The organism is Actinomadura rayongensis (assembly GCF_009831215.1).
Lineage (GTDB): Bacteria > Actinomycetota > Actinomycetes > Streptosporangiales > Streptosporangiaceae > Spirillospora > Spirillospora rayongensis.
Genome location: NZ_WUTW01000005.1, coordinates 356,984 through 380,458, shown reverse-complemented (window position 1 = coordinate 380,458; position 23,475 = coordinate 356,984). Strand labels below are relative to the sequence as shown.

The window sequence follows — 23,475 nt, the reverse complement described above, 5'->3', positions numbered from 1 at the left end:
AGGCGACCAGCCGCGCCCGCGCGGGGGCCCGGACGACGCGGACGCCCCGACTAACGTCGGCGGCAGCTGCCGCCCGACGCCGGGCGCGGCGCCCGACGCCGCAGGCAGCGTTCCGCGCGCCGCGCCCACCGCGCCGCACCCGCGTGATGCTGTCCCGCGCGAGGGCCCGGGTGCGCCGGTGCACGCCGACGGCGGACCTCGTCCGGCGACGTGCGCGGCTGGCTTCCCGTGCCTTGCGGACGGCGGCCCGCGCGCGGGCGCCGCTGCTCCACGCGGAGGCGCGGCCATCCCGGCACATGCCGACAGCGGCGGGCCTCGTCCAACGGCGTGCGCCGCCGGCTCCCCGTGCCTTGCGGGCGGCGGTCCGCACGCAGGCGTGGCTGTTCCGCGCGGGGACGCGGGCGGCCCGGCGCACGCCGTCAGTGGCGGGCTGCGCCCGGCGGTGGGCGGCCGGCCGCGTCCGCGTGGGGGCGCGGGTGCGCCGGGGCACGTTGGCGGCGTGCCGCGTCCGGTGGTGTGCGCGGGCGGCTTGCCGTGCGTTGCGGGTGGCGGTGGGCCGCGTGCGGGTGCGGGTGTTCCGCGCGGAGGCGTGGACGCTGCGGGTGGTTCGGTGGTGGGGGGTGGGGCGCGTCCGCGTTCTGGGGCGGGTGCGCTGGCGCAACTTGGTGAGGGTGGGTCTCGGCCGGGGGAAGGCGTGGGCGGTGGGGTGGGTGGGCTTTTGGCTGGTGGGGGGTCGCGTTCGGATGAGGTGGAGGGCTTGCCGGAGGTGGGGGGTGGGTCTCGTCCGGCGGACGGGGCCGGGGTGGGGGAACTGCCGCGGGCTTTGGGGGGTGGGGTGCCTCGGTTGCCCAAGGCTGCTCCTCGGGTGCCTGTTGTTGCTCCTTCGGTGGCCGGGGGTGGTGGTCGGGGGGAGATGACGCTCACTGCGCAGGACGGGGCGGGGAGTGGGCGTGACTGGGTTGTCGTGCTTGCGGCGTTCGTGCTTGCTGAGACGGCGATCCTGTGGGTGGGCGCGTGTCTGGGGGTCTGGCGGCGGCGTCGGGCGTTGCGGGAAGAGTGACAGACGGCGTGGTGGTGAGGGCGGGGGCGTTGTCACGGGGGTGACAAACGTGTCCGCGTCGAATGTGGTCCCCGGCTAATATCGCTGTCCATTTACCTTCGGGTAGCTTCACATCGCACGGTCCCGCCGGTCAGCCGGGGCGAGCGTCGCCCGCCCGGCGCCACACCGCCGCACGTCCGCCGACGGAGCGCAGCCTGATGCGTCCGTCCGGCCCATCCCCCGGGAGTTTTTTCCAATGGCACTGGGTTCGCTGCTTCCCGAACTCCGTCCCGGCGGCTCCGGCCGCACCCCGCTCGTCGAGCGGGTCGCGCGCTGGGCCAGGGAGAAGCCGGACGCGCCCGCCTACACGTTCGTGGACTACTCCCTCCGGCCGTCCGGCGCGCACCTCACGCTGACCTGGAGCGAGACCGACCGGCGGGCGCGGGCGCTCGCGGCGCGGCTGCGGCAGGTCGCCGAGCCCGGGGAGCGCGCGGCGCTGCTGCTGCCGCAGACGCTCGAGTACATGATGACGATGCTCGGCGCGATGTACGCGCACGTCGTCGCGGTGCCGCTGTTCTCGCCGGACCTGCCGGGCCACGCCGAACGCCTCATCGGCGCGTACGCCGACGCCGAGCCCGCGGTGATCGTGACGACGCGGAACGCGCTGCCGCACGTCGAGAAGTTCCTCGCCGACCACGACGTCCCGCAGCCCCGGGAGATCGTGTTCGCCGAGGAGGTCGACGCCGATCTCGCCGGGACGTGGCGGGACGAGCCCATCGGCTTCGACGACCTCGCCTACCTGCAGTACACGTCCGGGTCGACGCGGCGTCCGGCCGGGGTGGAGATCACGCACGGGAACGTCACCGCGAACGCCGCGCAGCTGTGGGCGGGGTGGGCGCCGGACCGGCCGAACCCCGAACTGGTGAGCTGGCTGCCGCTGTTCCACGACATGGGCCTCATCGCGACGATGGCGCTGCCGCTGGTGAACGGCGACCACGCGATCTACACCGACCCGGTGTCGTTCATCATGAACCCGATGCGGTGGATGGAGCTGATCGCGAGCCGTCCGGGCAAGAACGTCTACACGGCCGGGCCGAACTTCGCGTACGAGTACGTCGCGACGATGGCGAAGCCGAACAAGATCGCCGGGCTGGACCTGAGCGGGCTCACGACGTGCCTGAACGGGGCGGAGCCGATCCGTCCGTCCACGCTGCGGACGTTCGCGGACGCGCTGGCCCCCGCCGGGCTCCGGCCGGGCGCGCAGGCCCCCGGCTACGGGCTCGCCGAGGCGACGGTGTTCGTGTCGGCGGCGGCCGAGGACGCCCCGCCGCGCCTCATCACCGTGGATCGCGACAAGCTGACGCAGGGCGTCCTGGAGGAGTGCCCGGCGGACGCCCCGCACGCGAACACGCTCGTGTCCTGCGGCCGTCCGTACGGGCAGATCGTCGCGATCGTGGACCCCGAGGCGCGCACCGAGCAGCCGGACGGCACCGTCGGCGAAATTTGGGTCCACGGACCGAACACCGCGCGTGGCTACTGGCGCAACTCCGAGCGCAGCCAGAGCACCTTCGGCGGCGAGCTGGCCGAGCCGGGCGCGCTGCCCGCCGGGCCGTGGATGAAGACGGGCGACTACGGGGTCGTCCACGACGGCGAGCTGTACGTGACGGGCCGCATCAAGGACCTGATCATCGTGGACGGCCGCAACCACTACCCGCAGGACATCGAGGTGACGACGCAGGAGGCGCACGAGGCCGTCCGGCCGGAGTTCGTCGCGGCGTTCGCCGTCCCGGGGGACGAGACGGAGCGGCTGGTCGTCGTGGCGGAGCGCAACCGGCGCGTCCCGCTCGGCCGCCTCGACCTGGAGGAGGTCGAGTCGGCGGTCCGCGCGGCGATCAACGTCGAGCACGAGATGAGCGTCCATGAGTTCGTGCTCATCGAGCCGGGTGGGATCTCCCGGACGTCGAGTGGCAAGATCGCCAGAGCAGCGACGCGGCAGAGGTACCTTGACGGCGCGCTGTTGACGACGGCGGCGCGGATCGCCTCCCGCGGCTAACTCTGGAGGATCATGTTTACGGGGCTGGGCCGGCTCCTGCACCGGCGGCGCTGGATCGGCCTCGTCGTGATCGTCGGCGGGATCCTGGTGGCGGGCTTCTGGGGCCTCGGCGTCCTCGCGAAGTTCAAGAACGGCGGCTACGACGACCCGAAATCGTCGTCGTCGCTCGTCACGAAACTGGGCTCGACGTATTTCGGGAGCACCAACCCCGACATCCTCATCCTCTACAGCAGCAAATCGCGGACGGTCGACGACCCGTCCTACATGCGCGACGTCATCACGACCCTCGCGCGGCTGCCGAAGGACCGCGTCTCGTCCGAGGTGTCGTACTGGACGCTGGACGAGAAGAACGCCAAGAGCCTCGCGTCCGCGGACCGCCGCTCGACCATCGTGTCGCTGATGATGGCGGGCAAGGACGACAAGACCAAGGCCGACAACTACCTCTGGGTCAAGGACCGCCTGGCCGCGCCCGGCCTGGACACCCATCTCGGCGGCGCGTTCCCACTCGGCACCGAGTTCGGCGAGCAGGTCGTCGCGGACATCGTCCGGGCCGAGACCATCACCGCCATTCCGCTGTTCCTGCTGCTCGTCGTGCTGTTCGGCGCGGTCGGTGCGTCCGTCCTGCCGTTGTTCGTCGCGTTGTTCTCGATGCTGGGCGGCCTCGCCGTCCTGCACGCGATCTCGTTCCTGACGGACGTCAACTCGATGGCGCTCGAAGTCGTCACGATGATGGGCGTCGGTCTCGCGATCGACTATTCGCTGTTCATCATCAGCCGCTATCGCGAGGAATACGCCAAGGCCCTCGACGAGCACATGATCCCGCCCGGGAAACCGTGGAAGCAATTCCCGACGCGGCGGGAGCGGCGGGCCAAGCGCAGGGCGTACAAGCGGGTCGTCGCGCCACTGCGCCAGGCCGCGCTGGGACGGACGATGGCCACCGCCGGACGGACGATCATCGTCTCCGGCATCACCGTCTCCGCCGCGCTCTCCGGCCTGCTGGTGTTCCCGCAGCTGTTCCTGCGGACGATCGGGCTCGCCGGGATCGCGACCGTCCTCGTCGCCGTCCTCGGCGCGACGCTGCTGCTGCCGACGCTGCTGGCGGTGTTCGGACGCGGCGTCGAGTGGATGCAGATGCCGTGGCGCCGTCGGCGCAGCCCGAAGGCGCAGGAGGACCGGTTCTGGTTCCGGCTCGGCACGAGCGTCATGAAGCACCCGCTGCCGTATTTCGCGATCGTTCTGGTGGCGCTCGCCGTGATGGCCGGGCCGTTCCTGAACATCCGGTTCGGCGCGCTGGACGTCCGGCAGCTCCCCGAGGGCAGCACGACGCGGACCGTGGTGGAGACCGTCCAGAAGGAATTCCCGAGCGGGTCCGCCGAGCCGATCGACGTGGTGGTGTCCGGCGACCTCATTCCGAAGGACTGGCGGCCGTCGCGGGCGGGCGACAACATCCCGCAGTACCTGGAGGAATTCCGCCTCCGGCTGGCGCAGCTGCCCGGCGTGAACCAGGCCAAGTTCAGCGGCTATTCCGGGGACTACGGCGCGGTGCGGATCTCGGTCTACACCAAGTACGCGCCGATGGACGACCGGTCGTTCGACCTCGTCAAGCGGATCCGCGGCATGACCGTCATGAAGAACGGCTATCCGATGCATCTGGACATCGGCGGCACGACGGCCATGCAGGCGGACCAGATGGCGAGCCTCATGCGCAGCCTGCCGAAAATGGCGGCCGTGGTCGGCGCCTCGACGTTCCTGCTGCTGTTCATGTTCTTCGGGTCGATCCTGCTGCCGCTCAAGGCGATCGTGATGAACGTCCTGTCGATCGGGGCGTCGTTCGGCGCGATCGTGTGGGGATTCCAGTACGGGCATCTGGCGGGCATCCTGCATTTCACGCCGACCGACAGCGTCGAAGCGACCAGCATGATCCTGATCCTGGCCGTGGTGTTCGGGCTGTCGATGGACTACGAGGTCTTCCTGCTCAGCCGCATCCGGGAGGAATGGGACCACACGCACGACAACCGCGCCGCCGTCGCCCGGGGCATGCAGTACACCGGCGGGATCATCAGCAGCGCGGCCGTGCTGTTCCTGCTGGTCATCGGGGCGTTCGGGCTGGCCGGGATCACGGTGGTGAAGCTCATCGGCGTCGGCATGTTCGTCGCGGTCGTGGTGGACGCGGCGCTGGTGCGGGCGCTGCTCGTCCCGGCGACGATGCGGTTCCTCGGCGCGGCGAACTGGTGGCTGCCGGGGTTCCTCGCGGGCCTGCACGCCAAGGTCGACCTGCGGGAGGTCAGCGACGTCGCGGGCGCCGCGCCCGCCGCCCCGCCGCCGCTGCCGGACGACCAGCCGTTCTCCTTCCGCGTCCAGTGGGCCGAGAGCGCCGAGACCCCGGTGCGCGGCACGTCGATCTTCGCGAACGTCCCGGCGGACCCCCCCACGCTCGCCCCGACCCCGCCCGAGTCGCGCCCGCACGCGTCCACACCGCGCACGTCCGCGCCGCGCACGCCGGAGCCGTCTCCCGCGCCCACGCCACCAGCACCCGCGCCGCGCGCGTCCGAGCCGTCGCCCGCGGCGGGCGGGGACGTGCGTCCGGTGGGCGGGGACGCGTCGATTCCGGGCGACGCGCCGCGCACGCCGCTGCGCAAGGCGCCGGGCCCGGACGAGCCGTGGCGCCCCTGGGCGGACGGCCCGCCGGAGCCGCGGCGTCCCGGGACGTCCGGCGGGCGGCGCCAGATCGTCCCCAGCCCGACCGGCAGCGGCTGGGTCTGGCGGACGGTCCCCGACGACGAGTAGCGGTCAGCCCTCGGCGAGCGCGGCGAGGACCTGCTCGCCGTACTTGGCCAGCTTGTTCTCGCCGATCCCGCTGATCCCGCCCAACTCGTCCAGGCTCGCCGGACGAAGCGTGGCGATCTCCCGCAGCGTCGCGTCGTGGAAAATGACGTACGCGGGCACGCCCTGCTCTTTCGCCGTCGCCCCCCGCCACGCGCGCAGGCGCTCGAAAAGCGGCTGCGCCTCGGCGGGCATCTCGATCGGCGCCCGCGACTTGGACGCCGACTTCGCCTTCGCGGGCTTCGTCCGCTCCGGCTCGCGCCGCATCGGCACCTTGCGGGCGCCGCGCAGCACCTCGGCGCTCGCGTCCGTCAAAATCAACGACCCGTACATCGACTCCACCGCCACCAGCCCCTGCGCCAGGAGCTGACGCACGACGGCCCGCCATTCGGTGTCGCGCAGTTCCGTGCCGATCCCGAAAACGCTCAGCTCGTCATGCCCGAACTGCTCGACCTTCGCGTTCTTCTTGCCGAGCAGGATGTCGATGATGTGGCCCGCGCCGAACTTCTGCCGCCGTTCCCGGTCCAGCCGGACGATCGTGGACAGCACCTTCTGCGCCGCGACCGTCCCGTCCCACGTCTCCGGCGGGGAAAGGCACGTGTCGCAGTTCCCGCACGCGGCGCCGGACTGGCCGAAATAGTTCAGGAGCTGCGTCCGGCGGCACTCGACCGTCTCGCACAGGGCGAGCATCGCGTCCAGATGGCGGCTCAGCCGACGGCGGTGCTCGGCGTCCCCCTCGGACGAGTCGATCATCTTCCGCAGGTTGACGACGTCGTTCAGCCCGTAGGCCAGCCACGCCGTCGACGGCAGCCCGTCCCGGCCCGCGCGGCCCGTCTCCTGGTAGTAGCCCTCGACGGACTTCGGCAGGTCGAGGTGGGCGACGAACCGGACGTCCGGCTTGTCGATCCCCATCCCGAACGCGATCGTCGCGACGACGACGAGCCCGTCCTCGCGCAGGAACCGCGCCTGGTTCGCCGCGCGGACGTGCGGGTCCAGCCCGGCGTGGTACGGGACGGCCTCGATGCCGTTCTCGGTGAGGAACGCCGCGTGCTTCTCCACCGAGCTGCGCGACAGGCAGTAGACGATGCCCGCGTCGCCCGCGTGCTCCTCGCGCAGGAACCGCAGCAGCTGCCGCTTGGCGTCGGTCTTCGGCTCGATCCGGTACTGGATGTTCGGACGGTCGAAGCTCGCCACGAACTTCCGCGCGTCCTCCAGCCCGAGCCGCGTGGCGATCTCCGCGCGGGTGGCCTCGGTGGCGGTCGCGGTGAGCGCGATGCGCGGAATGTCCGGCCAGCGGGCGTGCAGCTCGGACAGCATGAGGTAGTCGGGCCGGAAGTCGTGCCCCCACTGCGCCACGCAGTGCGCCTCGTCGATCGCGAACAGCGCGATGTCGATCCGGCCGAGCAGGTCGACGGTGGCGGGGACGCGCAGCCGCTCCGGCGCGAGGTAGAGCAGGTCCAGCTCGCCCGCGAGCAGTTCGGCCTCGGTCATGCGGCGGTCGTCGGCGTCCTGCGCGGAGTTGAGGAACCCGGCCCGGACGCCCACGGCGCGCAGCGCGTCCACCTGGTCCTGCATGAGGGCGATGAGCGGCGAGATCACCACGCCGGTGCCGCGCCGGACGAGCGCCGGGATCTGGTAGCAGAGCGACTTGCCGCCGCCGGTCGGCATGAGGACCAGCGCGTCGCCGCCCGCCACGACATGCTCGATGATCTCCGCCTGGCCGTCGCGGAACGTCTCGTACCCGAAGACGCGCCGCAGCGTCTCCAGAGCCGGGGAATCTGTCGCGGGGGGCAGCACCATCGCTCCATCGTACGAGCCGGGTGCGACGGTCGCGCCGGAACGCGTCAGAGCCCGGCCACCAGGTCGCCGGTGATCTCGTCCAGGGAACCGGCCACGAACGCGGCGCAGCCGAGCGCGTCGCCGGGCGGGCGCTCCGGGTGCGGCACGGCGATCACCGGCATCCCGGCGGCGTGCGCGGCGCGCAGGCCTGCGGCGGAGTCCTCGACGGCGAGGCATTCGGCGACGTCGGTGTCCATCTGCGCCGCCGCCGCGAGGTAGGGGTCGGGCGCGGGACGGCCCCGGTCGACCTCCTCGGGAGCGACGGTCGCGAGGAACAGGCCCGCGATGCCGAGCCTGCCGAGGACCAGATCGATGATCGAGCGCGGCGACGAGCTGGTCAGCCCGATCGCGAACCGCTCCGACAGCCGCCGGACGGCGTCCACCGCGCCCGGCAGCAGCGGCACCGACTCGGCGTACCGCTCGGTCATCCGGTCCACGACCTGGTAGGCGACGTCGTCCACGGACGCGCCCGGGACGAGCCGGCGCGCCAGGTACTCGGCCCACTCGTCGGTGCTCATGTCCATGAGGCGGCGCTCGGTGCCCGGCGGCCACGCGCCGTCGCGGTCGCGGACGTACTCGCGCCGGACGTCCGCCCAGACGGGCGCGGAGTCGACCAGCACCCCGTCCATGTCGAAGATCACGGCTCGTACGGTCACGGCTGCCTCCCTCGTCCCAGGATGACCCCGCAGGTCATAAGGCCGTGGCCGAGCGGAGGTCAAATCCTGGCAAGGCGGATCTCATCCGCCGTGATGAGCCCGGGACGCCGCGAATCGCATCACAGGGGGATGCCGCCGGACGCCGCCGCCCGAGATCATCGGGAGCGTGCGGATACTACTGAAGATCGGAATCACGGCGGTCGCGCTGTGGATCGCCACCGTGTTCATCGACGGCATCACCGTCGGCGGCGACGACACCGGCCGCAAGGCCCTCGCGCTCGTCGGGGTCGCGGTCGTCTTCGGCCTCGTCAACGCGGTCATCAAGCCGATCGTCAAGACCCTCGGCTGCGCGTTCTACATCCTGACGCTCGGCCTGTTCGGGCTCGTCGTCAACGGCCTGCTCATGCTGCTCACCAGCAAGCTCGCCGAACGGCTCGACCTGCCCTTCCACGTCGACGGGTTCTGGCCCGCGTTCTGGGGCGCCATCGTCGTCGGGGTCGTCGGCTGGGCGCTGCACCTCGTCCTCGGGGACGACGACGACTGACGCGTCCTCCAGCAGTCCGCGGGCCGGCCGCTCGTGGCCGCTCCGGACGGCGGGGCGCTCCCCGTCCGTCCCGACGAGCACCCAGCGGCGGGCCCGCACGGCGCCCACCAGGAACTCGGCGTCGGTGATCTCGCCCGCGCCCGCGACGACCAGCGTGTCGGCGTCGGGCAGCGGGACGGCGCCGAGCGCGACCGGCGAGCCGCAGACCACGTCCGCCTCGGTCAGCAGCGGCGCGTGGTCGCCGACGCCGCCGAGCAGGCGGGCCAGCGTCTCGATCCGGCGCATGACGCGGGCCTGGTGGGCGGCCAGTTCCGCCGCGTCCGGGTTGTCGCCGCACAGTTCGCGGACGCGTTCGCGCGAGCGTTCCTCGGTCTCCCGGGCGCCCGTCAGTTCGGCCTCGTCCAGCGCCACGCGTTCGGCGACGGCGGCGTGCAGGCGGTTCAGTTCTTCGCGGGCGGACGTGACGCGTTCGTTCGCCGCCTGCGCCTCGCCGCGCGCCCGGTCGGCCGCGTCCGCCGCCGCGTCCGCGATCCGGGCCGCCGCCGCTGCCTTCTCTTCGAGCAGCAGGGCCTCCTGCTCGGCGTGGCGGGCGGCCGTCCCGGCCTGCGTCGCGCGGTCGACGGCCTCGCCCGCGCTGCGGGCCTGCGCGCGGTGCTCGGCGACGGCGGTCTCCCGCTCGGCGCCGAGCCGGGCGATCTCCTCCGCGAGTCGTTCCTGGGCGTTCTTGGCGCCCGCGAGGGCTTCGCCGCCTTCGACGAGGAACTGCTCCAGGCGCTCGCGGTGCGTCCGCGTGCGCTCGGCCGCGGCCTTGATCTCGTTGGCGCGGCGGGCGGCCTCGTCGGCCTCCCGCGTCCGCGCCCGGACCTCGTCGCGGAGCCGCTTCAGCTCCGGCGGGGGCGCCGCGACGTGCAGTTTCTGGGTGAGCGTCATCCGCTGCCTGGCGGCGCTCAGCGCGGACTCCGCCGACACCAGGCGGTAGTAGCTGGCGTGGCCCTCGGCGACGGCGTCGGCGTCCTCGGCGCCGAGCCGGTCGGCCTCGGCGGCGATCTGCGGCAGCTCCGACCGCGCCCGCGCCAGGTCGACGGTCAGGCGCTCCTCCTGCTGCCGGGCGGCCTGCGTCTCGGCGTGGGCCTGCGCGGTGCGCTCGTCGATCGCGACGCAGCGGCCGTAGGCGAGGTCGGCGACGCGGGTGCGCTCGCGGGCCTCGTCGGCGGCAGTGTCGGCTTCCGCGCGCAGGCGGTCGGCCTCGGCGCGCGGGCCGGCCGCCTCCTCGGCGGCGGCGTCGCGGTCCGCCGTGCGGCGCTCGGCTTCTTCCTCGGCGGGCGGGACGGCCTCGGCCGCGCGCTCGGCCGCCTCCGTCAGCTCCTCGATGCGGGCGGTCAGCGCGGCGATCTCGGCGTCGGCGGCGCGGCGGCGGCTCTCCTGGTCCTCTTCCAGGGCGCGGAGGGTGGCGACGTCGCGGGGCCACTGCTCCAGCCAGAGCAGGCCGCGCCGCAGCTCCTTCTCCTCGTCCTGCCAGGCGGTCCGCCACTTCGTGCCGACGGGACGGATCAGCACGCCCCGGACCAGCATCTCCGGCGCGATCTCCTCGTCGGCGATGGGCTGCAGGGCCTGTGTCTCTTCGCTCAGCGAGGACGCGTCCACGACGAGTTCCGCGTCCGGCACGGGCGGCAGCGCCCGCGTCTCCTCGCTGGGCGACGCGTCGGCGCGCGGCTCCCCGAACGGCGTCGCCTCCTCGTCCCGCGCCGCGCGCGGCCGACCGAACGGCGTCGCATCGTCGTCGCGCGGCGGGCCGGACGGCGCCGCCTCCTCGCCGCGCGCCCACCCGTCCCGCGCCGCGTCGGCGTCCTGCGCCGCGCGCGGCTCACCGGACGGCAGCCCGTTCTGCGTCGCGTCCTCGCCCCACGCCGCGCGGGAGGCGCCGGGTGGCGTCGCGTTGTCGGCGGGCGTCGGCCCGCTCTGCGTCGCGTTCCCGGCCCACGCCGCGCGGGAGCCGCCGGACGGCGTCGCGCTGTCGCCGTGCGTCGGGCTGTGCGGCGTCGCGTCGGTGGCCTGCGTCGCGTGCGGGTCGGGGACGGGTGGGAGGGCTTGGGTGGCCTCGCTGGGGGACGGGAGGTCGTCGGGCGTGACCGGGCGTAGCGGCAGCGTCCCCGTGCTCGGGCGGCCGAACTCCGTCGTCGGCTCGCGCCGCTCGTCCGGAAGCGCCGCGACGACGCGGGTGTCCTGGCGGGTCGCGGTGGACGGCGCGGACGGGGCCGCGAACTCGACCGTCCCGCCGCCGCGCCGCAGGACGGGCGCGGGGCCGGTGCTCGGCGGGTCCTCGGCGAGGTGCAGCACGAACGAGCCGGACGTGTCCAGCGCTTCCAGCAGGCCGGGCAGGCGTGCCGGGGGTGCCATCAGCAGCACCCGTTCGCCGCGCGCGAGCACGGCCGCGACCGCGTCGGCGACCGCGCCCTCCTGGTCGTCGGTCCGCAGCGCCGACGACGCGGACCCGGCCAGCGCGGCGGCGAGCGCGGACGCGTCCCCGGCGACGCGGCCGGAGCCGAACGCCGCCAGCGCCGCGCGCTGCGCCGTCCAGCCGAGCGTGCCGGACGGCGCCGTCAGCCCGTCCAGATAGGAGGCGAGCGCCCCGCGCAGTTCGTCGTCCACCGTCATCCCGCTCTCGTCCGGCCCGGGACATACTTCCCCCGCTGCCGCGCTCTAACGTCTCACAATCAGTGCGGGTTGGCCGCCAGCAGCTCCGCAAGAAGATCGTCCAGGGTGACGATCCCGGCGAACCGCCCGTCCGGCGTGTTGACGACGGCGAGCGGAGCGCGCGTCCTGCGCATCCGCGAGACGGCGTCCAGGACGGTCGTCTCCGGCGTCAGCTCGGTCGCGGGATGGGCCAGCCCGGCGGCGCCGCCGCGCACGTCCGGCGCGGTCACGGCGGCGCGGACGTGGACGATCCCGACCGGCCGTCCCGCGTCCGTCACGACGAGGCGGCTGTGCCCGCTCGCGGTCGAGACGCGGCGGACCTCGGCGGCGGACGCGGCGGCGTCCACGGTCGTCACCGAAGCGGCCGGGATGACGAGCCGCCCGACCGTGCCCTCCCGCGCGGCGATGGCGCGGTTCAGCAGCTCGTGGTCGTTGCGGCCGATCAGCCCGAGCCGCCGCGACTCGCCGACGAGGTGGCTGAGCCGCTGCGCGTCCGGATGGTCGTCGTGCTCGTCGCGCGGCGTGATCCGGACGAGCCGCAGCATCCCGTTCGTCGTCCCGTTCAGCACCGCGAGCACCGGCCGCGACACCTTCGCGAACGCCCGGAACGGCAGCGCCAGCGCGATCGCGGACCGCTCGGGGTTCCCGATCGCCCACGACTTCGGCGCCATCTCCCCGACGACCATGTGCAGGAACGTCACGACGGCGAGCGCGACCGCGATGGCGATCACGGTCGTCGCCGTCTCCGGGACGCCGATCGCGTGCAGCGGCGGTTCCAGGACGTGCTCGAACGCGGGCTCGGTCACGATCGCGAGGCCGAGCGAGCACATCGTGATGCCGAACTGGGCGCCGGCGAGCATGAGCGACAGTTCGCGCGTCCCGGCGACGGCCGCGGCGGCGGGACGGCTGCCGCCCTCCGCCGCCCGCTCCAGCGCCGTCCGGCTCGCGGCGACGAGTGCGAACTCGGCCGCGACGAAGAACCCGTTGCCCGCGAGCAGCAGCGCGGTGATCAGCAGCGCGGTCACGGGACGTCCTGCGGGACCTGACGCGGGATCCGCAGCCGAACCTGCGCCGGGACGCGCCGCGCCACCGACACGACCTCGATCTCCACGCCGCCGACCGTCACGCGGTCCCCGGCGGCGGGCAGCCGCCGCAGCTCGGCCATGACGAGCCCGCCGACCGTGTCGTAGGAGTCGCCGGCCGGCAGCGGCAGGTCGGTGATGCGGGTGGCCTCGTCGATGCGGAGCCCGGCGGTGACGAGCCAGGTGCCGTCCGGGCTCGCGGCGGCGGGCAGCGAGTGCGCGTCGGTCTCGTCGGAGATCTCGCCGACGAGTTCCTCGGCGATGTCCTCGAAGGTGAGGATGCCCGCGAGGCCGCCGTACTCGTCCACGACGCACGCGAACTCCTGGCCGGACTCGCGCATCCGCTCGATCACCCCGTACAGCGGCTGGCTGCCGGGGACGAGCAGCGCCGGCGTCGCGAGGGCGCGCAGCGGCGTGGCCGGGTCCAGGGCGTCGTCGGCGACGGACGGGACGCGGGCGACGCCGATCACGTCGTCCACCTCCTGCCCGTAGATCGGGTACGCGGTGTGCCCGGTCGCCCGGATCATCGCGATCATGTCGGTGACGGTGGCGTCGCCGGCCAGGACGCTGACGCGGGGGCGGGGCACCATGACCTCGTCGGCCGTCCGCTCCCCGAACGAGAGGGCGCGCGACAGCAGGCCCGACAGGTCGTCGGGCAGCTGGCCGGAGTCGTTGGAGCGGCCGATGATGTCGCCCAGCTCCTCCAGCGTCGCGCCGCCCGCCAGCTCCTCGACGGGCTCGACGCCGACGCTGCGCAGCAGCCGCGCGGCGGCCCGGTCGAAGAACCGGATGACCGGCCCGGCGACCGCGAGATAGACGAGGGTCGAGCGGGCGAGCGCGCGGGCCAGCGTCTCGGCGCGGGCCAGCGCGAGGTTCTTGGGGAACAGCTCGCCGAACAGCATCTGCACGAGCGTGGCGACCACGAAGCCGGTGCCGAGCGCGACGGCGTGCGTGGCGGCGTCCGGGACGCCGCACAGCTCCAGCAGCGGGCCGATCAGCCCGGCGAGCGCGGGCTCGGCGATGAAGCCGACGACGAGCGTGGTCATCGTGATGCCGAGCTGGGCGCCCGACAGCATGAACGAGAGCCGTCCGATCACGGCGAGCGCGCGGCGGGCGGCCGGGTCGCCCCGGTCCGCGGCCTGGGCCAGGCGCGCGCGGTCGGCGGCGACGAAGGCGAACTCCTGCGCGACGAAGTAGCCGGTCGCGGCGGTGAGCACGAGGACGGCGAGGACGCCGAGCACGGCGGTCACCATCGGGCACCGGGTCTATGACTGGGGTCCGACACCGCGGACGCTCAACTCCCTTCCTTCCGGTTCTTCTCTGTTGAACGCCACTCCATACCAGGTCGTTCCCGAGCACAAGCGGACGCGGCGTGACGTCGGCCTCGCGGCCGAAGACAATTGTGAAGAATTACGCCTTGTCGGGAAAAGTGTCACCGATCACACTGGTTCTGGAGCCGACCTTCGATCCTGACGCCGGTACCACCGACACAGACAACGGGGCCGACGTGACCGACAGCGCCCTCGGACGCGCGGCGATCGACGACGTCCTGCGCTCGCGCGCCGCCGACCGGGACCGGATCTCCGCCGCCCTGCTCGACCTGGACTGCCACGACGGGCACCGGCTGCTCGCCGGCGCGTCTCTGACGGGCGAGACGTGGCGGCGCTGGGACGAGACGCAGCACCGCGTCGCGCTGCTGTGGCGGCTGTTCGCCGAGTACCAGCGCGTCCTGGACGAGGCGGTGGCCGTCCGCAACCGACGCCGTCCGGACCTCGCGCTGCTCACCCGGCTGCTCACCGGCGACGCCGTCGAGATGCCCGGCGGCGAGATCCCGCTGGCGGAACGGACGCTGCTCGGGCCGCCCGTCGAGCGCGTCACGCTCCGCGAGGCCGTGGACCGCATGTCGGACGCGTTCGAGCGCGCCGCCGCCGTGATCGCCGCCGCCGACGCGGCCTGGACGGCGCTGCTCGTCCCGCTGGAGGAGGCCGAACGCGCCTGGCGCGCCGCCGCCCGCCTCGCCGGCGCGCTCGACGGCGCCCGCCGTCCCGAACTGGACCGCCTCGGGCGCGAACTGGACGCGCTCGGCCGCGTCGTCCGGTCCGACCCGCTGTCGCTCGTCACCGGCGGGCGCGCCGACACCGAGCGGCTGGACGCGCTGTCGGCCGAACTCTCCCGGCTCTGCCGCGACCTGGACGACGCCGTCCGCCTCCGCGACGCCTACGACGAGCGCACCCGCGCGCTCGCGGCTTCCATCGGCGCGGTCGCGGCGGCCGAGGACGCGGCCCGCCGCGCGCACGCCGCCGTCCGCGTCAAGATCGACGCCCCGGACGCCGAGGACCTCGTCCCGAGCGCCCCCGCCCTGCGCGACCGCCTCGCCGCCCTGGACCGCCTGCGCGCCGAACAGCGCTGGACCGAGGCCGCCGCCCGCGCCGACGACCTCGACCGCGCGGCCCGCGCCGCCCGCGACCGCGCCGACGCCCACCGCCGCGCCAGCACCGCCCTGCTGGACTGCCGCGCCGAACTGCGCGGACGCCTGGGCGCCTACCAGGCCAAAGCCGCCCGCCTCGGCCTGGCCGAGGACGACCTCGTCACGTCCCTCCACACCCGCGCCCATGACCTGTTGTGGACGGCTCCGTGCAATTTGCGTGAGGCGACGGCCGCAGTGGCGGAGTATCAACGGACGATCCAGGCGGCCGAGCACGAGACGGGATCCCGGCGATGAGCGAACGGGTCTGCGCGCAGCCCGGTTGCGGTGGCGCGATCGACGACGGTTTCTGCGACACCTGCGGCATGGCGCCCGCCCCCGAACTCCCCGTAGCCCCCCTCCCACGCCCCTACACCCCACCACTGCCCGGCGCACCACCCAACAACCCGCCCGAAGCACCCGCACCAGCCGGCACGTCCGGCACACCGCCCACCGCCACGCCCAGCGCGCCTCCCGGCGTCCCGCACGCCCAGCCGTCCACCGGCCCGCACGGCACTCCACTCGGCGCCGCGCCGCCCGCCTCACCGCCTGCATCGTCCGCCGCCGCGCCGCCGGGAGGCGCACCGCCGACCGGGCCGCCGGGCGCATCGCCCGGCGGTCCGCCTGGCGCTCCTGCGCCGGGTGGTGCGGGTGGCGCCGCGCCGCCCGGTGTGCCGCCGTTTGCGCCGTCGCCCGACATGTCGGCCACGGGCGCGGCGGGTGGTCCGCCGTCCGGCGCCTTGTCCGGCGCGCTGTCCACCGGCCTGCCCGGTGCCGCGTCGCCGTCCGGCGCGGCGGGCACCGGCGTGTCCGGCGCGGCGGGGGGCGGGCAGCCTGCGGCGCCGGGCGTCGGGCCGCAGGGCGCTCCGTCCGCCGCCGCGCCGTCGGCCCCGGCTGGGATGTCGCATGTGTCGACCGGTTCTGGGGGGTCTGGGGCGGTCGGGGGCGGGTCCGGGATGGTGGGTACCACCGTTTCTGGGGGGACGGGCTCGCATCGGCGGGGGATGCTCGGCGCCGGGCTGGTGGACGTGCCGCCGGTGCCGTATCAGGATCCCTCGGCGGCGGTGCTCAAGGACCCGAGGGTTCCCGAGGCGCGACGGTTCTGTAGCGCGTGCGGGGCCAAGGTCGGGCGCGGGCGTGATGGGCGGCCGGGGCGCACCGAGGGGTTCTGCAGCAACTGTCGGCATCCGTTCTCGTTCACGCCCAAGCTGCGCGGCGGGGATCTCGTCGTCGGGCAGTACGAGGTGCTGGGGTGCCTCGCGCACGGCGGGCTCGGCTGGGTGTACCTGGCGCGGGACCGCAACGTCAGCGATCGGTGGGTCGTCCTCAAGGGGCGGCTGGACGACGAGGACGCCGACGCGCTCGCCGCGGCCACGGCCGAGCGGGCGTTCCTCGCGGAGGCCGAGCACCCGAACATCGTCAAGATCTACAACTTCGTCCGGCACGCCGGGTCGGGCTACATCGTCATGGAGTACGTCGGCGGCGAGTCGCTGAAGGACATCCTGAAGCGGCACCGCGCCGAGCACGGGGCCGAGAGCGCGCTGCCGCTCGGCCAGGTCATCGCCTACGGGCTCGAAGTGCTGCGCGCGCTCGGCTACCTGCACGGCGTCGGGCTGCTGTACTGCGACTTCAAGCCGGACAACGCGATCCAGTCCGAGGAGCAGCTCAAGCTCATCGACCTCGGCGGCGTGCGGCGCACGTACGACACCACCAGCCCGATCTTCGGGACGGAGGGCTACCAGGCGCCCGAGATCTCCGACCGGGGCGCGTCCGTGGCGTCCGATCTGTACACGGTCGGACGGACGCTGGCCGTGCTCAGCTTCCCGTTCCGCGGCTACACCGGCCGGTACCGGCACGCGCTGCCGCCGCGCGCCGACGTCCCGCTGCTGCGCAGGTTCGAGTCCTACGACCGGCTGCTGCGCCGCGCGACCGATCCGGTGCCCGAGCGGCGGTTCGCGAGCGCCGCCGAGATGGCCGACCAGCTCACCGGCGTGCTGCGCGAGGTCCTGTCGGCCGAGGACGGACGGCCGCGTCCCGCCCCGTCCCCGCTGTTCGCGACCGGGCCGCGCGCCGCCGGGACGGAGCTGACCGGCGCCCTGGACCCGGCGGAGGCCGCGGCGGCGCTGCCCGTCCCGCACGTCCACCCGTTGGACCCGGCGGCGCCGTTCCTCGGCGGGCTCGCCGACCGCGACCCCGAGGACCTCGCCGCCGCGCTGGCCGCCGCGCCGGCGCGGACGCCGGAGGTGCGGTTCGCGCTCGTCCGCGTCCGGATCGAGCTGGGCGACGCCGAGGCCGGGCCGCTGCTGGACGAGCTGGCCGGCGACCTGCCCGGCGACTGGCGCGTGGCGTGGTACCGGGGCGTCCGGGAGCTGGCGGCCGGGCACGGCGCCACCGCCGCCGCGATCTTCGACGGCCTGTACGGGCTGTTCCCCGGCGAGATCGCCCCGAAGCTCGCGCTCGCGTTCGCCCGCGAGACCGAGGGCGCCCCGGCCGGACGGCTGTACGAGACGGTCTGGCGCACCGATCCGACCCATGTCAGCGCGGCGTTCGGGCTGGCGCGGGTCCGGCTGGCGGCGGGGGACGCGGCGGCGGCCGTCGCCGTCCTGGACTCGGTGCCGCGCATCTCCAGCCACTGGCAGGCCGCGCGGATCGCCGCGTTCACGGCGGCCGTGCGCAGCGGACGGGCCCTGGACGACGCCGCGCTGCGCGACGCCGACCGCAGGCTCCGCGCGCTCCCGCTGGACACCGAGCGCCGCGCCCGGTTCACCGCCGACCTGCTGGAGGCGGCGCTCGCCCGGCCCGGCGGCGGCACCGGGGACGGCGTGCTGCTCGACGTCCCGCTGCGCGAGGGCCCGCTGCGCCGCCGCCTGGAGCACACCTACCGGCAGCTCGCCAAGCTCGCCGACGGCCCGGCGGAGCGGCACGCGCTCGTCCGCCGCGCCAACGCCGTCCGTCCCCGGACCCTGTTCTGAGGAGCCCACGATGACCGCGTTCACGCTGACCGTCGACCAGAACCCCCATCTCCCCGCGGGCGGCCGGGAGATGCACGCCGTGCTCGGCGTGCGGGCGGAGAGCGGCGGGGGCGGGGTTGCGGCGGCGCAGATCATCATCATCGACACGTCCGGGTCGATGGGGTACGCGGGCAGGATGAAGGCCGCCAAGGCCGCCGCCCGCGCCGCGCTCGCGACGATCCGCGACGGGGTGGCGTTCGCGGTCATAGCGGGCGCGAACACTCCGCGGATGGTGTATCCGTCGCGGCGGAATCTCGTCCGAATGGACGCGGCGTCGCGGGAGGCCGCGCAGACCGCCGTCGCGCGGATGGTCGCCTCCGGAGGCACCGCGATCGGTACCTGGCTGGTGCTCGCGAACCGGTTGTTCGAGGGACGGTCCGAGGCCGTCCGGCACGCGATCCTGCTCACCGACGGCAAGAACCAGCACGAGCGCCCCGAGGAGCTGGGCCGCGCGCTGGACGCCTGCCGGGGCGGGTTCGTGTGCGACGCGCTCGGCGTCGGCACCGACTGGGCGGTCGCGGACCTGCGCCGGATCACCTCGGCGCTGCTCGGCGCGTTCCTGGACGTCCCCGAGCCCGCCGACCTGGAACGGAGGTTCCGCGAGCTGACCGAGACCGCGATGGACAAGGAGGTCGGGGACGTCGCGCTGCGCGTCTGGACGCCCCGGCACGCCACGCTCCGGTTCCTCAAGCAGATGGTGCCGGTGCTGGACGACCTCACCGGCAAGGGCGTCCCGTCCGGCCCGCAGACCATCGACTTCCCGCTAGGGGCCTGGGGCGCCGAGGAACGCGAATATCACCTCTGCGTCGAGATCCCGGCGGGCGACATCGGACGCCGGATGCGCGCCGCGCAGGCACGGCTGCTGCTCGCGGACGGCGCGCAGGCGGCCTCCGGGGACGTCCTCGCCGAGTGGACCGACGACGTCGCCAAGGCCACGCTCATCAACGGCCGCGTCGCCCGGCACACCGACCAGGCGGAGCTGGCCGAGGCCGTCCAGGAGGGCCTGGCCGCGCGCCGCGACGGCGACGAGGACACCGCGACCGCCCGGCTCGGCCGCGCCGTCGTGCTGGCCCGCGAGGTCGGCAACGACCAGGTCGCGGAGCTGCTCGACCGGGTCGTGGACGTGCTGGACCCGGTGTCGGGGACCGTCCGGCTGAAGAAGGACGTCGACAAGGCCGACGAGATGTCACTCGACACGCGCTCGGTGCGGACCGTCCGGACCCGCACCGGCGAGCCCGCCACGAGCCGCACCGCGCGCACCCGTCCCGGGGACGCGTCATGACGGCGCGCTGCCCGAACGGCCACGCTTCGGCGTCCGAGGACTACTGCGACGTGTGCGGCGAACCGATCGCCTGCCCGTTCTGCAACGCCCCCCGGACCGGCGGACGGTTCTGCGAGGACTGCGGCTACGGCTTCGCGTCCGGGGACCGTCCCGAACCGCTCGCCCGCCCCGAGCCGACGTCGGCCCCATCGGGCAACTCCGGCGCGGCCTCCCGCCGCCCCGGACGCGGCTGGACGGCCACCATCTCCCCCGATCCGACCTACTTCGCCACCGTCCAGGCCCAGGACGGCCCCGACACCCCGTCCCTCCGCTTCCCCGCCGACGACCACCCCCGAACCGTCCCACTGCTGGGCGACAAGGTCCGCATAGGCCGCCGCAGCGTCGCGCGCGGCCTGCTGCCCGAGATCGACCTGAGCCTCCCGCCCGCCGACCCGGGCGTCTCGCACGCCCACGCCGTCCTCGTCGCGAGCCCGGACGCCTGGACGATCATCGACACCGGCTCCACCAACGGCACCACGATCAACGGCGGCCTCGACCCCATCCCGGCGAACGCCCCCGTCCCGGTCGGCGACGGCGACCGCATCCACGTCGGCGCCTGGACGACGATCACCCTGGCGTTCGACCCCGGAGCCCACCCGTGACCCCCGACAACACCCCGAACACGGGCCCGAACACCCCACCCCCGCCCAACACCCCACCCCCGCCACGCACGCCGAACGCGCCAAGCGCGCCGAGCGCGCCGAGCGGGGTGACCGCCCCGAGCGGGCCGAACGCGCCGGGCGGGCCAAGTGCGCCCAACGCGCCGCGCGGGGTCAACGCCCCGAGCGCCCCGAGCGGCCCGGGCCGCCCGAGCGCGCCGAATGCCCCGGACGCTCGGACGAGCGGGCTGAACGCGCCGAGCGGCCCGAGCGCAGCGGGCGTACCGGGCGCGGCGAACGCGCCCGGCGGGGCGAGCGCGCCGAGTGGGCCGAGCGGGCCGAACGCGCCGAGCGGGCCGAGCGGGCCGAGCGGGCCGAGCGCGCCGAGTGGGCCGAACACAGCTGACGCGGCTAGCGCGGCGAACGGGCCAAGCAGCGCCAGCGCGGCGAGCGCGCCGGGCGGCCCGAGCGCCCCGAGTGGGCCGGGTGAGCCCGGTGGGCCGGGTGGGGCGGGCGGAGCGGGTGCGGAGGGTGGGGCGGTGCGGGCGCTGGGCGTGGTTGCGGCGTGGCTGCGGACGGTGCCCGGTCGGATTCGGGCGGGTGCGGTCGGTGTTCTCCTGCTGCTCGCCCTGCTCGCGGCGGTGCTCGCGGCGGGGGTCGGGCAGGCGCGCGGCGGTGTCGACACGATCGGGCATGACGCGGGGCCGCAGGTCGTCGTGACGGGCGATCTGTACTTTGCGCTCAGCGCGATGGACGCGCAGGTCGCCGACATCCTGCTCATCGGCGGCGAGCACGGGCTCGGCATCGGCTACGACGCGTCCGTGCGGCGGTACGACCGCTACCGGGGGCTGGCGGACACGGCGGCGGTGCAGGCGTCGCAGCTCGCGGGCAGCGACCCGGCGCGGCTCGGGACCGTCCACGCGGTCCTGGACGGCCTCGGCCGCTACGAGCGGCTCGCCGCGCAGGCCATCCAGCTCGCCGACCAGGCCGGATACCCGGCGGGCCGGCCGACGCCCGACGTCGTGGCCACCTACCGGCGCGCGACCGACCTGATGCGGCTGCAGCTGCTGCCGCAGGCGTACAACGTGACGCTGGACAGCGGCGCGACCGTCCGCGCGTCCTACGAGAGCCGCCGCTCGGCGGTGCTGGCCGACCGGGCGCTCGTCCTCGTCGCCGGGGCGGTCGTGCTCGCCGCGCTGGTCGCCGGGCAGATCTACCTCGCGCGCGGCTTCCGGCGCGTGCTGAACCCGGCGCTGGCGCTCGGCACGGTCGCGACGCTCGCGCTGGTCGTCGCGGGCGCCGCCGTGCTGTCGGCGGAGGCCGGACGGCTCCGGGAGGCGAAACGGGACGGGTTCGACTCCGTCCTCGCCCTGTCGCGCGCCCGCGCCATCAGCCACAGCGCGTTCGCCGACGAGAGCCGCTTCCTGCTCGACCCCGAGCGCGCCGACACCTATGAGCAGACATATCTGGACAAGTCGCTGGCCGTTCTGGACGTCGAACCGGCCAAGGACCAGCCGTTCAATCTCGCCACCTACTACGCGGGCCTCGGCCGCCAGATCACGGCCTTCGCGGCCGGGTACGGCGCGTTCCTCGGCTTCTTCGGCGACGAGGCGCGGCAGGAGCGGACGCGTCCCGGGCTCGTCCGGACGCTCGCCGCGTACCGGACCGTCCAGGACAACGACCGCCGGATGCGCGCGCTCGCCGGGCGCGGCGACCTGTCCGGGGCGGTGCGGCTGCGGATGGGCACCGGACGGTCCGGCGCGATCGGCGCGTTCGACGCCTACGACGCGGCGCTCGGCGCGCTGCGCGACCAGCACCGCCACGTCCTGAACGACGCCGTCCACGCCGCCGACGCCGACCTGCGCGGCTGGGACTGGATCCCGCCCGTGACGGCGGTCGGCGTGGCGGTGCTCGTGCTCGCGGGCGTCCGGCCCCGGCTGGCGGAGTTCCGGTGAGGGGGAACGCGATGCGCCGCGCCGCCGCCGTGCTCATGCTCGCGCTCGCCGCGACGGCGTGCGGGCCGGGGGAGTCGTCGGTGACGGCGAAGCGGTCGCTGCGGATCGGCGTGAAGGCCGACCAGCCCGGCCTCGGCCTGCTCGACCCGAAGACGGGCCGCTACAGCGGGTTCGACGTGGACGTCGCCACTTACGTCGCGGGGAAGCTGGGCGTGCCGCCGGAGCGGATCACGTTCAAGACCACGCCGTCGTCCACACGGGAGAAGGCGCTCGCGGCCGGAACCGTCGACATGATCTTCGCGTCGTACTCGATCACGCCGCGCCGCAAGACGCAGGTCACGTTCGGCGGGCCGTACTACGTCGCGCACCAGGACACGCTGGTCCGCGCCGACGACCGGACGATCACGAACGTCCGGGACCTCGCCGGCAAGCGGATCTGCGCGGTGTCCGGCTCCAACTCCTGGAAGCGCGTCACCGAGGAGCGCGCGGTGAAGGCCACGCCCGTCGAGATGGCGACGTACAGCGGCTGCATCGCCGCGCTCGCCGCCGGACGGATCGATGCGCTCTCCACCGACGACCTCATCCTCGCGGGCTACGCGGCGGGCACCCGCACCCGCGTGATCAACGCGCCGTTCACCGACGAGAAGTACGGCGTGGGCCTGCGCAAGGGCGACCTGGCGGGCTGCGAGGCCGTCAACCGGGCGCTCACCGCGATGTACCAGGACGGGACGGCCGCGCGCCTGCTGGAGCGCTGGTTCGGGCACTCCGGCCTGAAGATCAACCCGTACGTCCCGCAGTTCGAGGGCTGCTCCTAGTGCGCGGCGGACGGCAGCGCGCCCACGGCCTCCTCCAGTGAGTCGTACACCGGGATGAACCGGTCGACGGCGGTGATGTGGAAGATCCGCCGCACCCGCTCGGTCAGCGCGACGAGCACCAGCGGCACCCCGGCCCCGGCCGCGCGCCGGTTCGCCGAGACGACGGCGTTGAGCCCGGTGGAGTCGCAGAAGGTGACGTCGTGCATGTCCACGATGAGCGCGTGCCCCGCCTCCACGACGTCGAGCATGGTCTCCTCGAACCGGTCGCGGGAGACGAGGTCCAGCTCGCCGCGCACCTCCACGATCGTGTACCGGTCGTGCCGGACCAGGTGAAGGCCGAAGTCCACGACCACCTCCCACCACCGTCGGCGAAGGCCCAGGGACCTTCCAGCATGAACGAGCCGTGCCCGTGGTCAAGACCGGCGCGCTTTAGGGACGCGGCGGCGCGCGCCCGGTCCCGTCCGTAACCGGGGACGGGCCGCCGCGTCCAGCCTACGGGGACTGCGGCGACCGTGCGTCACCGGTGCGGGACGAATCCGCCACAAGGCCCTGGCGCTGGGCGGAACGGTCTCCTCACCCC

At 74.5% G+C, this 23,475-nt stretch carries 15 protein-coding genes; 9 read left to right on the top strand and 6 right to left on the bottom strand.

All coding sequences use genetic code 11. From position 1 onward, the window contains the following. Nucleotides 1–1,295: 1,295 nt before the first annotated feature. Both GQ466_RS23270 and GQ466_RS23265 read left to right on the top strand, forming a co-directional pair. On the top strand, nt 1,296–3,092 hold the full coding sequence (locus tag GQ466_RS23270) for a fatty acyl-AMP ligase (RefSeq protein ID WP_161105123.1): 1,797 nt from the start codon (nt 1,296–1,298) through the stop codon (nt 3,090–3,092). Nucleotides 3,093–3,104: 12 nt separating this feature from the next. Next, on the top strand, nt 3,105–5,879 hold the full coding sequence (locus GQ466_RS23265; protein WP_161105122.1) for an MMPL family transporter: 2,775 nt from the start codon (nt 3,105–3,107) through the stop codon (nt 5,877–5,879). Between the two features lie 3 nt (nt 5,880–5,882). On the opposite strand, the gene recQ is transcribed toward GQ466_RS23265, so the two are convergent. Both recQ and GQ466_RS23255 read right to left on the bottom strand, forming a co-directional pair. After that, nucleotides 5,883–7,715 carry a DNA helicase RecQ gene (gene recQ, locus GQ466_RS23260; RefSeq protein WP_161105121.1) on the bottom strand — a complete coding sequence of 611 codons (1,833 nt, stop codon included), beginning with the start codon at nt 7,713–7,715 and terminating at the stop codon, nt 5,883–5,885. Nucleotides 7,716–7,759: 44 nt separating this feature from the next. Continuing rightward, nucleotides 7,760–8,410, bottom strand: a complete 651-nt coding sequence (locus GQ466_RS23255) for an HAD family hydrolase (protein WP_337193591.1) — start codon at nt 8,408–8,410, stop codon at nt 7,760–7,762. Nucleotides 8,411–8,576: 166 nt separating this feature from the next. Between GQ466_RS23255 and GQ466_RS23250 the strand changes: the two genes are divergently transcribed. After that, nucleotides 8,577–8,954, top strand: a complete 378-nt coding sequence (locus tag GQ466_RS23250; RefSeq protein ID WP_161105120.1) for a phage holin family protein — start codon at nt 8,577–8,579, stop codon at nt 8,952–8,954. Nucleotides 8,955–11,668: 2,714 nt separating this feature from the next. Here the strand turns inward: GQ466_RS23250 and GQ466_RS23245 are convergent. After that, a complete protein-coding gene (locus tag GQ466_RS23245; RefSeq protein WP_161105119.1) occupies nt 11,669–12,673 on the bottom strand; it encodes a CNNM domain-containing protein in 1,005 nt (334 codons plus the stop codon). Continuing rightward, nucleotides 12,670–13,983, bottom strand: a complete 1,314-nt coding sequence (locus GQ466_RS23240; protein ID WP_161105118.1) for a hemolysin family protein — start codon at nt 13,981–13,983, stop codon at nt 12,670–12,672. The genes GQ466_RS23245 and GQ466_RS23240 overlap by 4 nt, the downstream gene beginning before the upstream one ends. A 254-nt stretch (nt 13,984–14,237) precedes the next feature. Here GQ466_RS23240 and GQ466_RS23235 point away from each other — a divergent pair, with 254 nt between their 5' ends. From GQ466_RS23235 to GQ466_RS23220, 4 genes are all read left to right on the top strand, one after another. Beyond that, nucleotides 14,238–15,452, top strand: a complete 1,215-nt coding sequence (locus tag GQ466_RS23235) for a hypothetical protein (protein WP_161105117.1) — start codon at nt 14,238–14,240, stop codon at nt 15,450–15,452. 746 nt (nt 15,453–16,198) lie between these two features. Continuing rightward, nucleotides 16,199–18,166 (top strand): serine/threonine-protein kinase, encoded by a 1,968-nt coding sequence (locus tag GQ466_RS23230; RefSeq protein WP_161105116.1) that lies wholly within the window; start codon nt 16,199–16,201, stop codon nt 18,164–18,166. Nucleotides 18,167–18,176: 10 nt separating this feature from the next. Further along, complete coding sequence (locus tag GQ466_RS23225) at nt 18,177–19,487, top strand: VWA domain-containing protein (RefSeq protein ID WP_161105115.1); 1,311 nt, start codon at nt 18,177–18,179, stop codon at nt 19,485–19,487. Further along, the gene (locus GQ466_RS23220; protein ID WP_161105114.1) at nt 19,484–20,128 is read left to right on the top strand and encodes an FHA domain-containing protein; all 645 of its coding nucleotides are present in this window, start codon (nt 19,484–19,486) and stop codon (nt 20,126–20,128) included. Before GQ466_RS23225 ends, GQ466_RS23220 begins: the two co-directional genes overlap by 4 nt. Here the strand turns inward: GQ466_RS23220 and GQ466_RS23215 are convergent. After that, nucleotides 20,094–20,525: a hypothetical protein gene (locus tag GQ466_RS23215; protein WP_161105113.1), complete on the bottom strand. Its 432-nt coding sequence runs from the start codon at nt 20,523–20,525 to the stop codon at nt 20,094–20,096. The genes GQ466_RS23220 and GQ466_RS23215 overlap by 35 nt on opposite strands. A gap of 139 nt (nt 20,526–20,664) precedes the next feature. Here GQ466_RS23215 and GQ466_RS23210 point away from each other — a divergent pair, with 139 nt between their 5' ends. Both GQ466_RS23210 and GQ466_RS23205 read left to right on the top strand, forming a co-directional pair. Then, the gene (locus GQ466_RS23210) at nt 20,665–22,080 is read left to right on the top strand and encodes a hypothetical protein (RefSeq protein WP_161105112.1); all 1,416 of its coding nucleotides are present in this window, start codon (nt 20,665–20,667) and stop codon (nt 22,078–22,080) included. After that, on the top strand, nt 22,077–22,895 hold the full coding sequence (locus tag GQ466_RS23205; protein WP_337193590.1) for a glutamate ABC transporter substrate-binding protein: 819 nt from the start codon (nt 22,077–22,079) through the stop codon (nt 22,893–22,895). Before GQ466_RS23210 ends, GQ466_RS23205 begins: the two co-directional genes overlap by 4 nt. Here GQ466_RS23205 and GQ466_RS23200 read toward each other — a convergent pair. Beyond that, complete coding sequence (locus GQ466_RS23200) at nt 22,892–23,242, bottom strand: anti-sigma factor antagonist (protein ID WP_161105111.1); 351 nt, start codon at nt 23,240–23,242, stop codon at nt 22,892–22,894. The genes GQ466_RS23205 and GQ466_RS23200 overlap by 4 nt on opposite strands. Between the last annotated feature and the right edge of the window lie 233 nt (nt 23,243–23,475).

What these genes read in the sequence shown, in the direction of transcription:
- GQ466_RS23270 (WP_161105123.1), top strand. Translation starts at nt 1,296, where the DNA reads ATGGCACTGGGTTCGCTGCTTCCCGAACTCCGTCCCGGCGGCTCCGGC.
- GQ466_RS23240 (WP_161105118.1), bottom strand. Translation starts at nt 13,983, where the DNA reads ATGGTGACCGCCGTGCTCGGCGTCCTCGCCGTCCTCGTGCTCACCGCC.
- GQ466_RS23225 (WP_161105115.1), top strand. Translation starts at nt 18,177, where the DNA reads ATGACCGCGTTCACGCTGACCGTCGACCAGAACCCCCATCTCCCCGCG.
- GQ466_RS23230 (WP_161105116.1), top strand. Translation starts at nt 16,199, where the DNA reads ATGCTCGGCGCCGGGCTGGTGGACGTGCCGCCGGTGCCGTATCAGGAT.
- recQ (WP_161105121.1), bottom strand. Translation starts at nt 7,715, where the DNA reads ATGGTGCTGCCCCCCGCGACAGATTCCCCGGCTCTGGAGACGCTGCGG.
- GQ466_RS23220 (WP_161105114.1), top strand. Translation starts at nt 19,484, where the DNA reads ATGACGGCGCGCTGCCCGAACGGCCACGCTTCGGCGTCCGAGGACTAC.
- GQ466_RS23265 (WP_161105122.1), top strand. Translation starts at nt 3,105, where the DNA reads ATGTTTACGGGGCTGGGCCGGCTCCTGCACCGGCGGCGCTGGATCGGC.